Below are 13,405 nucleotides of genomic sequence, written 5' to 3'. Positions count from 1 at the left end.
TAGAAAGGAGGTGATCCAGCCGCAGGTTCCCCTACGGCTACCTTGTTACGACTTCACCCCAGTCATGAAGCATACCGTGGTAAGCGGACTCCTTGCGGTTACCCTACCTACTTCTGGTATCCCCCACTCCCATGGTGTGACGGGCGGTGTGTACAAGACCCGGGAACGTATTCACCGCAGTATGCTGACCTGCGATTACTAGCGATTCCGACTTCATGCACTCGAGTTGCAGAGTGCAATCCGGACTACGATCGGTTTTGTGAGATTGGCTCCACCTCGCGGCTTGGCTACCCTCTGTACCGACCATTGTATGACGTGTGAAGCCCTGGTCATAAGGGCCATGAGGACTTGACGTCATCCCCACCTTCCTCCGGCTTGTCACCGGCAGTCTCATTAGAGTGCCCAACTAAATGATGGCAACTAATGACAAGGGTTGCGCTCGTTGCGGGACTTAACCCAACATCTCACGACACGAGCTGACGACAGCCATGCAGCACCTGTGTTACGGCTCCCGAAGGCACTCCTCCGTCTCTGGAGGATTCCGTACATGTCAAGACCAGGTAAGGTTCTTCGCGTTGCATCGAATTAATCCACATCATCCACCGCTTGTGCGGGTCCCCGTCAATTCCTTTGAGTTTTAATCTTGCGACCGTACTCCCCAGGCGGTCAATTTCACGCGTTAGCTACGCTACTAAGCAATCAAGTTGCCCAACAGCTAATTGACATCGTTTAGGGCGTGGACTACCAGGGTATCTAATCCTGTTTGCTACCCACGCTTTCGAGCATGAACGTCAGTGTTATCCCAGGAGGCTGCCTTCGCCATCGGTATTCCTCCACATCTCTACGCATTTCACTGCTACACGTGGAATTCTACCTCCCTCTGACACACTCTAGTTACCCAGTTCAGAACGCAGTTCCCGGGTTGAGCCCGGGGATTTCACATCCTGCTTAAGTAACCGTCTGCGCTCGCTTTACGCCCAGTAATTCCGATTAACGCTCGCACCCTACGTATTACCGCGGCTGCTGGCACGTAGTTAGCCGGTGCTTATTCTTCAGGTACCGTCATCAGCTGTCGATATTAGCAACAGCCTTTTCTTCCCTGACAAAAGTCCTTTACAACCCGAAGGCCTTCTTCAGACACGCGGCATGGCTGGATCAGGCTTGCGCCCATTGTCCAAAATTCCCCACTGCTGCCTCCCGTAGGAGTCTGGGCCGTGTCTCAGTCCCAGTGTGGCGGATCATCCTCTCAGACCCGCTACTGATCGTCGCCTTGGTAGGCCTTTACCCCACCAACTAACTAATCAGATATCGGCCGCTCGAATAACGCAAGGCCCGAAGGTCCCCTGCTTTCCTCCTCAGAGAATATGCGGTATTAGCTAATCTTTCGATTAGTTATCCCCCATTACTCGGTACGTTCCGATATATTACTCACCCGTTCGCCACTCGCCACCCAAGAAGCAAGCTTCTCTGTGCTGCCGTCCGACTTGCATGTGTAAAGCATGCCGCCAGCGTTCAATCTGAGCCAGGATCAAACTCTTATGTTCAATCTCTAACTTATAACTTCTGGTCTGCTTCAAAGAAACCGACAGGACAATGTCTAAAACATTATCTTGTCTGTCTTTCAAACAGTGTGAGGCCTAATGCACTCACACTTATCGGTAATCTGTTTTTTAAAGAGCGAATCGAATTATACAGTATATTTAGCAAATGTCAACTAAAATTATCGATAATTCTAACTAACTGTGTTATACTGTCTGCTTCATTTTCTTCACCGCGTCAGCAGCGAAGAACCGAACTATACGCCTCCAAACAAAACCAGTCAACACCTTTCTCGAAATTATTTTCAAAAATTTAACCACCGCCATGTTTTTACAGGGTTTTTATTTTATAAAAAACTCCAACAAACTTTCTACACTCTCCATACATACAAAAAAACACAAAACAAAGGCCGTCTGAAAGAGTATTTCAGACGGCCTGTTTACATGATTTCTATTTATCCAATACGTTGAAGGACAATTTCTAGGACGAATTTACTGCCCACATAGGCAAAAATCAGACTGACAAATCCGACAATAGTCCAAACGGCGGCTTTTTTGCCGCGCCATGCGGTCATACTGTGTTTCAGCAATAGTGCGCCATATAATGAGCCACGACATAATGCTGAAGATGGTTTTATGCGTGAAGGTCATCGGCTTGCCGAAAATGGTTTCTGCAAAAAACGTACCGCTGATAACGGAATAGGTCAATAAAACGAAGCCTGCCCACATACCTTGGAACATGAGTTTTTCCAAACTCAATAATGGCGGTAAGAAGCTGACCAATGCGGAAAAACGGCGTTTGTGCAGATTGCGGTCGAGCAAAAGGATCAGGATGGCAAATAAGGTAACGATGCCAAACAATCCGTATGCGAGCAATGATGATGCAATGTGCGATAGCGGCAATAAGTCTACAATTTGACGACCTGTGAAATCTCCCGGGAAAAGGAAACCCAGCAATAAGGTCAATGCGGCACAGGGATACAATAAGAGTTGCACACCGCGCAGACAATAAAAGAAGCTGCCTAAACAGTACATCATCAGCATCAGCCAGACTATCAGGCTGAGCGAATAGCCAAAACCGGTAATCAATACCCTATCCTGCAATACCGGGAACATCAATGCTGCGCCATGTACCAATAATGCGCCACTCAAAATCAGCAGCTCGGTTTTCAGCGGGTAAGATTTATTATTGTGCTTTTTATGTTGCAACCAGGAAAATGCGCCCAATCCGGCATACACCAGCATAAGGCAGATTAAGACAATCGGCATAAATATCTTTCTCAATAGACATGTGAACACTTGACGGACAGCCGACAGAGTTTCAGACGGCCTTGGTGTCGTGTTTGTGTTCTTGAAGCATAACTTCGGACTATCGTGTAAAATAATCCGAATTTTATTTTAACAAAGAATGCCCCTGATGGGGCAAGCTATTCTTATTCAGACCAAGGACCAGTATGTTAGACAATTTAACCAGCCGCTTCAGCAATGTCCTCAAAAACATCCGCGGGCAAGCCAAACTGACCGAAGACAACATTAAAGAAGCCTTGCGCGAAGTCCGACTCGCCCTGCTTGAGGCGGATGTCGCCCTGCCTGTCGTCAAAGAGTTCGTCAACAACGTCAAAGAAAAGGCCCTCGGTCAGGAAGTGGCGGGCAGCCTGACGCCGGATCAGGCATTTATCGGCGTGGTCAACCAAGCCTTAGTCGAACTGATGGGCAAGGAAAACAAAACGCTGGATTTATCGGTTGCGCCGCCCGCCGTCGTTTTGATGGCCGGTTTGCAGGGCGCAGGCAAGACGACGACTGTCGGCAAACTCGCCCGCCTGCTGAAAAACGATCAGAAGAAAAAAGTTTTGGTGGTATCCGCCGACGTTTACCGCCCTGCCGCGATTGAACAGCTGCGTCTGTTGGCCGAACAGGTCGGCGTGGACTTTTTCCCGTCCGATACCAACCAAAAACCAGTTGAGATTGCAACTGCCGCCGTCGATTACGCCAAAAAACATTTTTACGATGTCTTAATAGTCGATACCGCCGGCCGTTTGGCAATCGATGAGGAGATGATGAACGAAATCAAAGTCCTTCACGCGGCGGTCAACCCGATTGAAACTTTGTTCGTTATCGATGCCATGCTGGGTCAAGATGCGGTAAATACCGCTCAGGCATTTAATGAAGCCCTGCCGCTAACCGGTATCGTGTTGACCAAGATGGACGGCGATTCGCGCGGCGGTGCGGCATTGTCCGTGCGCCACGTAACCAGCAAGCCGATTAAATTTATCGGTGTCGGCGAGAAAATCAACGGCCTCGAGCCTTTCCACCCCGACCGTCTTGCCAGCCGTATCCTCGGCATGGGCGACGTATTGACCCTGATTGAAGACGTTCAAAAAGGTATTGATGAAGAAGCCGCCGCCAAAATGGCGAAAAAGCTGCAAAAAGGCAAAGGCTTCGACCTCAATGACTTTAAAGAACAAATCCAGCAGATGCGCAATATGGGCGGCTTGGAAAACCTGATGTCGAAAATGCCGGGCGAACTGGGTCAAATATCGAAACAAATCCCCGAAGGCACGGCGGAAAAGGCGATGGGTAAAGTGGAAGCCATCATCAACTCGATGACCCCTAAAGAACGCGCCAACCCTGCCCTGCTCAAAGCCGGCCGCAAACGCCGTATTGCGATGGGTGCGGGCACAACCGTGCAGGAAGTGAACAAATTGCTCAAACAATTTGAACAAATGCAACAAATGATGAAGATGTTCAGCGGCAACGGCTTGGGCAAACTGATGCGCTTAGCCAAAGGCATGAAGGGAATGAAAGGTATGTTCCCGGGTTTGTAGGCCGATTTGACAGAAAACGCCGTCTGAAAAGTTTCAGACGGCGTTTTTGTTTCGTATTCTGATTTAAAACCATAAGACTTTAAGCAACCATCTATTCTATAGATCTTAAATATAAAAGGCCGTCTGAAATCCTATTTTCAAACGGCCTTTGCTCATTCAGCCTTCAACTTATTGTGGCTTTTTCTGCTCTTCGCGTACTTTGTCCACCAACTGGTCAATCGTGGTCATGCCGGACTGCCAATCTTTAAATTCGACTTGGTATTTGCCGCCGACGATAACGGTCGGTGTGCCGCTGATTTGGAATTTATTGGTCAATTCTTCCATTTGAGCCGCACGCGCTTGGCTTTCGGGCGCTTCAAATGCAGCCAATACTTTTTTGCCGTCAAACGCTGTTTGCTCGGACAACCATTTTTTCAGGGTATCGGTATCGGCCAAATTGATTTTTTGATTAACCATCGCATCGAAAATATGGCTGTTGGCTTTATCTGATTCACCGGCTATTTCCACTGCGGCGGCCAAACGTGCCAAAGGTTTCATTTCGTCGCCCCAAATCACATGCTCGCGACGCAGGTAGGTATCGTCTTTGAACGTTTTGGTGTGTTCGCTCAAAACCGGCTCCAAATGGGCGCAATGCGGGCAGAAGTAGCCGAAAAATTCCAATACTTCGACTTTACCGGTCTGTTGTTGCGGAATAGGCGTAGACAATACAGTGTAGTTCACGCCTTCGGTCAATGGGGCTGGCGCTGCCGAAGCAGATGCGCTGCTTTGGGCGCTGTCTGCCGGAACGCTGGTTTCAGCCTGTTTGCCGCAAGCGGCCAATGCCAACAGGGTCAATGAAGTCAAAGCTAAAGTTTTCAGTTTCATAGGTATCTCTTGTGTTTCAGATTAATGTGCGGATTTTATGGCATTTTACTGAGAATATGTATGATTCGGAATGAAAAAGTGTGTTTAATTTTGCTTCTTCAGTTATTAAAGGCCGTCTGAATTTTCAGACGGCCTCGATTTTTCAACGTATTCATGATTAACGCAACAACATTTCCTGCATCAGCTTCATGCCCCATTGCCAGCCGCCGAGTGCGCCGTTTAACCGGCCGGAATGCGGCGATTGAAGCAGGCGTGCATGCCAGCGGTCAGCCTGTTCTTGCGCCCAATCGCGTGGCGTGCCGTTTGTTTCGGCGATAACCAGCGCTGTACGGCAAAGACAGCGAACGCGTTGGAACGTATGGATTTCGTCCTCGGGAAAAGCTTCTGGGCGAGGCGAGACCAAAATAATATTGGTCAGGCGTTTTTGCGTCATGATGTCGGCTTGGTACAGCCATGCCAAAAATGCGGACACGCCGGCACCATGAGCCACGATAGCAATATTTCTGCTGACGATATGGTCGAAGGCCGTCTGAATGGCATGTTGCCATTCGAAAATGGTTTGCCGACTATCGGCTTCGACAGTTTGGACAATCGGATAGCTGACCGCCCAGCGGTCTATCCACATTTCCGCTTCATCCGCATCGCGTATCAGAAACAGTGCCATTTCTTCGAGTTCGAAGCTCTGCATTTCAGACGGCCTATTTGAGCAAGTCGTTGAGTGTAAATGCAATCAGCAATGCGGCAGGCACGCTGAGGATGGCACAAGTCGCCAGGCAAAGTACGATGTTGGCAACCAGCCGCCAACCCTTCCAAGCAAAGCATTTGGCCGCAATCAGCAGGCAAGGCAGGGAAAACAGCAGCCATACCAATGCCCAAGTCGGATTGGCCTTGGTCGGTGCAACCCAGCCGGACATCCGCGCCAGCATAAACACCGCCCACACCAGCATAGGCAACACAAATGCCGCCACGACCCACGCCGCGCCTACGCCGGTTTTGCCGTTTATATTCCAATCATATTTACCCAAAACCTTATTCGGTAACATAGTCATACTCCACAACTAAAGGGGCGTGATCCGAGAATTTTTCGTCTTTATAAACATGTGCGGAAACCGCTTTGGCGGCCAACTCCGGCGTAACCATCTGATAATCGATACGCCACCCGACATCTTTCGCATACGCTTGTCCGCGGTTGCTCCACCAGGTATAGCCCGGCACATCAGGATAAAGAGTGCGCCACATATCCGTCCAACCGAGCTTGTGGATAACTTTGCCTATCCATTCGCGCTCTTCAGGCAAGAAGCCCGAATTTTTCTGATTGCCCTTCCAGTTTTTCAAGTCGATGTTTTGGTGGGCAATGTTCCAGTCGCCGCAGACAACGATGTCGCGTCCTTCATTTTTCATGGCTTCGAGCATGGGATAAAACGCGTCCAAAAAGCGGTATTTCACTTGTTGGCGCTCTTCCGCGCTACTGCCGCTGGGCAGATACAGCGAAATCACCGACAACTTGCCGAAATCGCAACGGACAAAACGGCCTTCTCTGTCAAATTCTTCAATGCCCATGCCGATTTGCACATTGTCGGGTTTGCGTTTGCTGTACACCGCCACGCCGCTGTACCCGCGCTTTTCGGCGCAATGCCAGTAGCCGTGCATACCGTGCGGATTTTTCATATCGTCTGACAGGTCGGCTTCTTGAGCTTTCAGTTCCTGCACGCAGACGATGTCGACACCGGAAGCGGCGATGTATTCATAAAAACCTTTTTTATAGGCGGAGCGGATGCCGTTGACGTTGGCAGAGATGATTTTCAACATAAGATTTGAGTGATTTTTAAAAATGGATAATAGGATTGAAGTTTTTCAGACGGCCTGCAAATCATAAACAAATACTTTGGAATTGCGGCCGTTGGCATTGTATTCCTGCCGGCGTTCGGCAGGCAGGTCATCGGCAGAGGCCGTCTGAAAGCCCCGTTCGACAAACCATTCGCCCGTATGCGTGGATAAGGCGAAAAGCGTTTTGATATTTAAGGCGCGTGCTTTTTGAAACAGATGTTCCAACAGCAATTCGCCGTAGCCGCCATCGCGCGCTTCGGGCGACACCACCAGACAGGCCAATTCGCCAGAGTCCGGTTCGGAAAAGGTTTTCAGCGCCACGCAGCCGTAAATGTTTTGATCGTGTTCCAATACGGAAAAACTGGAAATATGGTTTTCCAAATACTCGCGGCTGCGGTGTAACAAGATGCCTTGTTCCGCCAGAGGACGGATTAAGGCGATGATGTGCGGAATGTCGTCGCTGCGTGCCTGACGGATGGAAACAAACGGCTCGCGCGCAATAGATGTACCGCTGCCCTCGCGGGTAAACAGCTCGCGCAACAGGCTGCCGTCTTCACGGCCGTTGAGAATCTGCACCCGCGATACGCCGTTTTCCAACGCGCCTACCGCCGCATGCAGCAAATCGGCAGGCGCATCGGGATTGTCGTGTATCAATTCCTGCACTTCGCCGACAGACAAAGTATTGGCCAACGAGCCATCAGCGCGACGAATACCGGCTTCTTCGGTCAAGAAAACCAGCTTCTCCGCCTGCAAAGCCATGGCCACTTCCTGAGCGGTTTCGCACATACTCAGATTGAAGGTTTTGCCGCTGTACGAATGTCCCAAAGGACTGATCAGCACCACCGCGCCGCCATCTAAACGCAAACGGATTTCCTCCGCATCGATTTTGCGGACGGTACCGGTATAGCCCATGTCCACACCGTCGATAACACCCAACGGACGGGCGGTAATAAAGTTGCCGCACGCGATAACCGGCGGCTTGCTCCGTTGCTGTGCGGATACGCTGCTGAACAAGGCTGCTTCCACATCGCTGCGGATAATCCCCGCTACCTGCTTCACTTCCATCAAAGTCGCTTCATCGGTAATCCGTCGGCTGCCGCTGTATTTCGGAACAAAATCCCGACCCGAAGCCAATTTGTCGAGCAAATGCCGCGAACCGTGTACCAAGACCAAACGCAAGCCCAAGCTGGCCAACAGATTCAAATCTGCAGCCAAACGAATCAGAGTTTCGCCTTCCAACAGGCTGTCGGTCACGCCGACCACCATGGTTTTGCCGCGCAAATATTGGATATAGGGCGCGGCCTCACGAAAGCTGGCGACAAAATGGGCGATGTTACTCATAGCAGGGCAAGATAAAAGAGTTGCATAATCAAAACCGTCAGCGCAATCAGCGATGCCAACGTCCAGTTGAAACCTTCCTTGCGCGTTTTGACCGCCGCTTGCTCTTCCGCCTTGGGCTCTTCCTTGAGCGCGCTATTGAGCAAATCGGAAATTTCTTTGCGCGAGAGTTTGGAATGTTTGAGGATTTGCACGCCGATGTTATGCACAAGACGCACATCCGTTACCGCCACAGGCAGATGGGCCGGATCGGCCGGCAGGTTGCCCGACAAATAATCCTTGGCCTTAAACATCCCCGAACAACGCGTGCAGACCACGAAACCCTGCGCCACGTTCAACTGGGCATCTTTCACCCAATGCGGTGTTTTACAATGAGGACAAGAACAAGCAGGCATGAGTATTTTCCGTAAGTGTATTGAATCAAAAATATATTTTAGCCAATGTTTCAGGCCGTCTGAAAAATGTTTCAGACGACCTGAGCATGATGTTATGGTTTAAACCGCGCCGTAACGTTCGCGATAGGCTTTGACCGGCTCGAAGAAGCCGCCAAATTCGGCATTGTTTTGCAAGAGCGTGAACAAGTCGTTCAAGTTGGCAATCGAAACCACCGGCAGGCCGTATTGTTTTTCGACTTCCTGCACCGCCGACAATTCACCCGTGCCTTTTTCCATGCGGTCGAGCGCAATGGCCACTGCGGCAGGCGTTGCGCCTTCGGCCTCAATCAGTTTGACCGACTCGCGCACGGATGTACCGGCGGAAATTACATCATCGATAATCAGCACGCGACCCTTCAAAGGCGCACCCACCAACACACCGCCCTCGCCGTGGTCTTTGGCTTCTTTGCGGTTGTAGGCAAACGGTACGTTTACGCCTTTTTCCGCCAACATCATCGCTGTTGCCGCCGCCAAAATAATGCCTTTATAGGCTGGGCCGAACAGCATATCGAACTTCACGCCGCTGGCAATAATGGCTTCGGCGTAAAATTTCGCCAGTTGCAAAGTCGATGCGCCGTCATTAAACAAACCGGCATTGAAAAAATAAGGCGACTGACGGCCGGCCTTAGTCGTAAATTCGCCGAATTTCAACACGTTTTGTGCCAAAGCGAATTTGAGGAAGTCTTGACGGAAATCGGACATTTGGGTTCTCTCGAAAGATGTTGATTTATCAAAGAAACGATTATAAAGGATTCATGCGGAAAAATCAGGCCGTCTGAAAGCAGGTTCAACCCTGCTTTTAACCGACAAGGCGGCATTACCGTCTTATCCCGGCAATCAAAACGGATTATTCCCGATGATAAGGATGGTTGTGCAAAATCGAAACGGCGCGATAAAGCTGCTCGGTCAATAAAACGCGCACCATGCCGTGCGGCAAGGTCAGGCTGGAAAGGCGCATCATCATGTTTGCCTGCTGTTTCAAACGGTCGGTCATGCCGTCTGCGCCGCCGATAATAAAACAGACGTGTTCGCCGTTTTGCTGCCAGCCTTTCAAATGTTGCGCCAACTCGACCGAAGTCGGCGCTTTGCCGCGCTCATCCAATACCACCAAAAACGCGCCCTGCGGTATGGCTTCCAACAGGCGTTTTTCTTCAGCCGCCATGCCCTGAGCCGCATTCACACCCGCGCCGCGTTTCTCTGGCTTGATTTCTTTCAGCGCATAATTGACATCGCGCCCGAAGCGTTTGGCGTACTCGCCGACAGCTTCATCCACCCAACGCGGCATTTTCGTGCCGACAGCCAAGACGGTGATATTCATGGAGTATCCTTTTGTTATCGAATTGTCGGTTTGGGATTATGGTCAAGCAAGTTCTTAACCTTTTCAAACCATGAGCCAATGCCCACGCAACCGACTGAAAATAAAAGGCCGTCTGAAAGCCGAATGTATCTCGTTCGGCTGTTTCAGACGGCCTTTCAATGATTAGCAGTGAACCAGTGTACCTTCGTTTTCACCGGTTATTACGCGTTTGAGTGAGCCTTCTTTAGCAATGCCGAAGACGACGATATTGAGCTTGCGTTCGCGGCAGAGGGCGAAGGCGGTGGCATCCATCACTTTAAGGTTTTTGTTCAAGGCTTCGTCAAAGGTAATGGTTTCGTAGCGCGTGGCGGACGGGTCTTTTTTCGGGTCTGCGGTGTACACGCCGTCAACATTGGTGGCTTTGAGCATCACGTCGCAGTTCATTTCCGCACCGCGCAATGCGGCGGCAGTGTCGGTTGTGAAGAACGGGTTACCGGTACCGGCAGCGAAAATCACGACTTTGCCTTCTTCCAAATATTGAATGGCTTTAGGACGGGCGTAAGTTTCAGCGATTTGCTGCATGGACAGTGCGGATTGTACGCGCGCTTTGATGCCCAAAGTTTCAAATGCGTCTTTGAGTGCCAACGCGTTCATTACGGTTGCCATCATGCCCATGTAGTCGGCAGTGGCGCGATCCATGCTGCCTGCTTGTGCGGATACGCCGCGGAAAATATTGCCGCCGCCGACAACGATACCGACTTGCACGCCCATTTTAACGACTTCGGCAATTTCGCCGACAGTTTGAACGATGGTATCGTGATTGATGCCGAACGGATCGGAACCCATCAGGGATTCGCCGGAGAGTTTCAGTAATACGCGTTTGTATTTGATTTGCTGTGTCATGGGATATTCTGCTTTCTCGTTGGGGATGTTGCCGGCTTCCGGGCGGGATGCCGTCTGAAAGGTGTATGCCTTGGTGGGGCGTATGCGGCGTGCCGGCGGTGTGAAAACGGGCGGCTGAATTTGCCGCCGCTGTTTTCGGGCGGGGCGGGCATTTGAACCCTGCCGCCGGAAAATATGGGCCTTTCCCAAAAAAAAGCACCCTGATTCGTTTGGAATCCAGGTGCTTTCTTTTTCATAAGTGCCTTACACTTTGGCGGCAGCGGCTACTTCTGCCGCGTAATCGACGGCTTTTTTCTCGATACCGTCGCCTACTTTGTAGCGTACGAAGCTGACCACTTCAGTGCCGTTTTCTTTAGCGAATTGGGCAACAGTTTGGTCGGGGTTCATCACGAACGCTTGGCCGTTCAGAGTGATTTCGGCCAAGAATTTGCGGATACGGCCTTCAACCATTTTGGCGGCGATGTCGGCAGGTTTGCCGGAAGCGATGGCTTGTTCGGTGTAGATGTGGCGTTCTTTTTCAACGGTTTCGGCATCTACTTCGGCTTCGCTTACGCATTGCGGTTTGGCGGCAACGATGTGCATACCGATTTTGCGTGCTACGTCTTCAGAGCCTTTGAACTCGACCAATACGCCTTCGGTCGCCAATGCGCCGTGGATGTAGGCAACCAGTTGGTTGGCAGTGTCGATCACTTGGAAGCGGCGGACAGACATATTTTCGCCCAATTTGGCGATGATGGCTTTGCGTTCTGCTTCAACCAGTTCGCTCAGTTCTTCAACAGAAGCCGGTTTTTTCTCGGCAGCGGTTTTAGCAACGAAGTTGGCAAATTCTACGAAGCCGGCATCTTTGGCAACGAAGTCGGTTTCGCAGTTTACTTCGACCAATGCGCCGACATTGCCGTTGATCGCGTAAGCCAATACGCCTTCGGCAGCGGTACGGCCGGCCAGTTTGCCGGCTTTCGCACCGGATTTGATACGCAGGATTTCTTCGGCTTTGTCGAAGTTGCCTTCAGCTTCAACCAAGGCTTTTTTGCATTCCATCATGCCCAGGCCGGTAGCGGCGCGCAGATCGGCAACCATTTTTGCAGTAATTTCTGCCATTTTGAATCTCCTAGATTTTTGGGAACACGGCCATTGCCGTGTTTGGAAATAGTGACCGTCTGAAACGGATTTCAGAACGGGATTTGAGAAAAGGGGCATAACGCCCCTCTTCATGTATACCGAATTACTCGGCAGCAGCTTCTTGGGCAGCGGCTACAGTTTCTTGCAGCGCTTGGTTTTTACCTTCCAAAACTGCGTCGGCGATGCCACGGCAGTACAGGCGGATAGCTTTGGCGGAGTCATCGTTACCGGGGATAACGTATTTCACGCCGTCAGGGCTGTTGTTGGTATCGACTACGGCGATAACAGGGATGCCCAGTTTTTCAGCTTCAACCAGAGTACCTTTTTGGTAGCCGGTATCGATAACGAAAATCGCGTCAGGCAGGCCTTTCATGTTTTTGATACCGCCCAAAGAACGTTCCAGTTTTTCAACGTCGCGTTGCATTTCCAGAATTTCTTTTTTGTTGAAACCGCCTTCAGCAGCGTTTTCCAGGGCAGCAGTTTTTTCTTCCAGGCGTTTGATGGATTGCTTAACGGTTTTGTAGTTAGTCAGCATACCACCCAACCAGCGGTAATCAACGAAAGGCATACCGGCACGGGTAGCTTCTTCGCGGATGATGTCGCGGGCTTGGCGTTTGGTACCTACGAACAATACTGTACCTTTGTTGGCAACCAGACGACGTACGGCTTCTTGCGCCTCTTGGAACATCGGCAGGGTTTTTTCCAGGTTTACGATATGGATTTTGTTGCGCGCACCGAAAATGTATTGAGCCATTTTCGGGTTCCAGAAACGGGTTTGGTGACCGAAGTGAACACCGGCTTCAATCATCTGACGCATAGTAATTTGAGACATTTTGATTTCCTTGAAAGGGTTAAGGGCACACATTCAATCGCATAGAACTTGATAGGCTGCGCCTATTGTCAAGCACCCTTCGGCGAAAGTGGGCATAAGTTTAAAAGAATAGTGTGTTTCCGAAATGGAAAACTGACGGATTATAGCGGATAAGATGCCGTCTGAAAAGGGATTTTATACCTTTCCATCCTGTTTTTCATCCGCCTCTACCGCCTTTTGGCAGGCCGCTTCAAACTCCGCCTGCTCCTGCCGTTTCATCAGGCGGTTGCGGCGACGGATGGTCACGACAAAGACTATGAACACAGTGGGCAACACTGCCCAAAAAACCAAATAAATCAACGCGCGCGCAATACTCGGCTGCGCGGCGGAAAACATCACGGCAACAAAAAGATAGCCGATGGCGACAATGTGCCACATCGTGTGCGTCC

13 protein-coding genes, 1 rRNA gene and 1 pseudogene are annotated in these 13,405 nt (G+C 50.5%); 1 reads left to right on the top strand and 14 read right to left on the bottom strand.

What is annotated here, in order from left to right; genetic code table 11:
• Positions 1–3 precede the first annotated feature (3 nt).
• Together FAH67_RS10540 and FAH67_RS10530 are read right to left on the bottom strand one after the other, a co-directional pair.
• Positions 4–1,544: ribosomal RNA gene (locus tag FAH67_RS10540) — 16S ribosomal RNA — on the bottom strand.
• Positions 1,545–1,993: 449 nt separating this feature from the next.
• Positions 1,994–2,807 (bottom strand): annotated as a pseudogene (locus tag FAH67_RS10530) (cytochrome C assembly family protein).
• A gap of 185 nt (positions 2,808–2,992) precedes the next feature.
• Between FAH67_RS10530 and ffh the strand changes: the two are divergent.
• The gene (gene ffh / locus FAH67_RS10525; protein ID WP_003679277.1) at positions 2,993–4,363 is read left to right on the top strand and encodes a signal recognition particle protein; all 1,371 of its coding nucleotides are present in this window, start codon (positions 2,993–2,995) and stop codon (positions 4,361–4,363) included.
• A gap of 168 nt (positions 4,364–4,531) precedes the next feature.
• On the opposite strand, the gene FAH67_RS10520 is transcribed toward ffh, so the two are convergent.
• The 12 genes from FAH67_RS10520 to FAH67_RS10465 form a co-directional block, all read right to left on the bottom strand.
• Positions 4,532–5,227, bottom strand: a complete 696-nt coding sequence (locus FAH67_RS10520) for a thiol:disulfide interchange protein DsbA/DsbL (protein ID WP_003679275.1) — start codon at positions 5,225–5,227, stop codon at positions 4,532–4,534.
• A 157-nt stretch (positions 5,228–5,384) separates the two neighbouring features.
• The gene (locus tag FAH67_RS10515; RefSeq protein ID WP_115287665.1) at positions 5,385–5,915 is read right to left on the bottom strand and encodes an alpha/beta hydrolase; all 531 of its coding nucleotides are present in this window, start codon (positions 5,913–5,915) and stop codon (positions 5,385–5,387) included.
• 10 nt (positions 5,916–5,925) lie between these two features.
• The gene (locus FAH67_RS10510) at positions 5,926–6,270 is read right to left on the bottom strand and encodes a hypothetical protein (RefSeq protein ID WP_003682692.1); all 345 of its coding nucleotides are present in this window, start codon (positions 6,268–6,270) and stop codon (positions 5,926–5,928) included.
• A complete protein-coding gene (locus tag FAH67_RS10505) occupies positions 6,257–7,036 on the bottom strand; it encodes an exodeoxyribonuclease III (RefSeq protein ID WP_003682689.1) in 780 nt (259 codons plus the stop codon). Before FAH67_RS10505 ends, FAH67_RS10510 begins: the two co-directional genes overlap by 14 nt.
• Positions 7,037–7,081: 45 nt before the next feature.
• Positions 7,082–8,395, bottom strand: coding sequence for an amino-acid N-acetyltransferase (argA, locus tag FAH67_RS10500; RefSeq protein ID WP_003682686.1), 1,314 nt, complete (start codon positions 8,393–8,395; stop codon positions 7,082–7,084).
• Complete coding sequence (locus FAH67_RS10495) at positions 8,392–8,787, bottom strand: MJ0042-type zinc finger domain-containing protein (RefSeq protein ID WP_039864455.1); 396 nt, start codon at positions 8,785–8,787, stop codon at positions 8,392–8,394. Before FAH67_RS10495 ends, argA begins: the two co-directional genes overlap by 4 nt.
• A gap of 99 nt (positions 8,788–8,886) precedes the next feature.
• The gene (gene pyrE / locus FAH67_RS10490) at positions 8,887–9,528 is read right to left on the bottom strand and encodes an orotate phosphoribosyltransferase (protein WP_003682682.1); all 642 of its coding nucleotides are present in this window, start codon (positions 9,526–9,528) and stop codon (positions 8,887–8,889) included.
• A gap of 145 nt (positions 9,529–9,673) precedes the next feature.
• Positions 9,674–10,144, bottom strand: a complete 471-nt coding sequence (gene rlmH / locus FAH67_RS10485; RefSeq protein ID WP_003682681.1) for a 23S rRNA (pseudouridine(1915)-N(3))-methyltransferase RlmH — start codon at positions 10,142–10,144, stop codon at positions 9,674–9,676.
• Between the two features lie 162 nt (positions 10,145–10,306).
• Positions 10,307–11,026 carry a UMP kinase gene (pyrH, locus tag FAH67_RS10480; RefSeq protein WP_039864458.1) on the bottom strand — a complete coding sequence of 240 codons (720 nt, stop codon included), beginning with the start codon at positions 11,024–11,026 and terminating at the stop codon, positions 10,307–10,309.
• A gap of 243 nt (positions 11,027–11,269) precedes the next feature.
• A complete protein-coding gene (gene tsf, locus FAH67_RS10475) occupies positions 11,270–12,124 on the bottom strand; it encodes a translation elongation factor Ts (protein WP_002233256.1) in 855 nt (284 codons plus the stop codon).
• Positions 12,125–12,248: 124 nt separating this feature from the next.
• Positions 12,249–12,977 (bottom strand): 30S ribosomal protein S2, encoded by a 729-nt coding sequence (gene rpsB, locus FAH67_RS10470; protein ID WP_002230071.1) that lies wholly within the window; start codon positions 12,975–12,977, stop codon positions 12,249–12,251.
• A 174-nt stretch (positions 12,978–13,151) separates the two neighbouring features.
• A complete protein-coding gene (locus tag FAH67_RS10465) occupies positions 13,152–13,394 on the bottom strand; it encodes a hypothetical protein (RefSeq protein ID WP_002242080.1) in 243 nt (80 codons plus the stop codon).
• Between the last annotated feature and the right edge of the window lie 11 nt (positions 13,395–13,405).

Source organism: Neisseria flavescens, from assembly GCF_005221285.1.
Lineage (GTDB): Bacteria > Pseudomonadota > Gammaproteobacteria > Burkholderiales > Neisseriaceae > Neisseria > Neisseria flavescens.
Note: the sequence above shows the minus strand (reverse complement) of the source record. Positions and strands in the feature narration are given on the sequence as shown.

Coding starts and splice junctions, on each gene's coding strand:
- ffh (WP_003679277.1), top strand. CDS start 2,993: ATGTTAGACAATTTAACCAGCCGCTTCAGCAATGTCCTCAAAAACATC.
- FAH67_RS10520 (WP_003679275.1), bottom strand. CDS start 5,227: ATGAAACTGAAAACTTTAGCTTTGACTTCATTGACCCTGTTGGCATTG.
- FAH67_RS10515 (WP_115287665.1), bottom strand. CDS start 5,915: ATGCAGAGCTTCGAACTCGAAGAAATGGCACTGTTTCTGATACGCGAT.
- FAH67_RS10510 (WP_003682692.1), bottom strand. CDS start 6,270: ATGTTACCGAATAAGGTTTTGGGTAAATATGATTGGAATATAAACGGC.
- FAH67_RS10505 (WP_003682689.1), bottom strand. CDS start 7,036: ATGTTGAAAATCATCTCTGCCAACGTCAACGGCATCCGCTCCGCCTAT.
- argA (WP_003682686.1), bottom strand. CDS start 8,395: ATGAGTAACATCGCCCATTTTGTCGCCAGCTTTCGTGAGGCCGCGCCC.
- FAH67_RS10495 (WP_039864455.1), bottom strand. CDS start 8,787: ATGCCTGCTTGTTCTTGTCCTCATTGTAAAACACCGCATTGGGTGAAA.
- pyrE (WP_003682682.1), bottom strand. CDS start 9,528: ATGTCCGATTTCCGTCAAGACTTCCTCAAATTCGCTTTGGCACAAAAC.
- rlmH (WP_003682681.1), bottom strand. CDS start 10,144: ATGAATATCACCGTCTTGGCTGTCGGCACGAAAATGCCGCGTTGGGTG.
- pyrH (WP_039864458.1), bottom strand. CDS start 11,026: ATGACACAGCAAATCAAATACAAACGCGTATTACTGAAACTCTCCGGC.
- tsf (WP_002233256.1), bottom strand. CDS start 12,124: ATGGCAGAAATTACTGCAAAAATGGTTGCCGATCTGCGCGCCGCTACC.
- rpsB (WP_002230071.1), bottom strand. CDS start 12,977: ATGTCTCAAATTACTATGCGTCAGATGATTGAAGCCGGTGTTCACTTC.
- FAH67_RS10465 (WP_002242080.1), bottom strand. CDS start 13,394: ATGTGGCACATTGTCGCCATCGGCTATCTTTTTGTTGCCGTGATGTTT.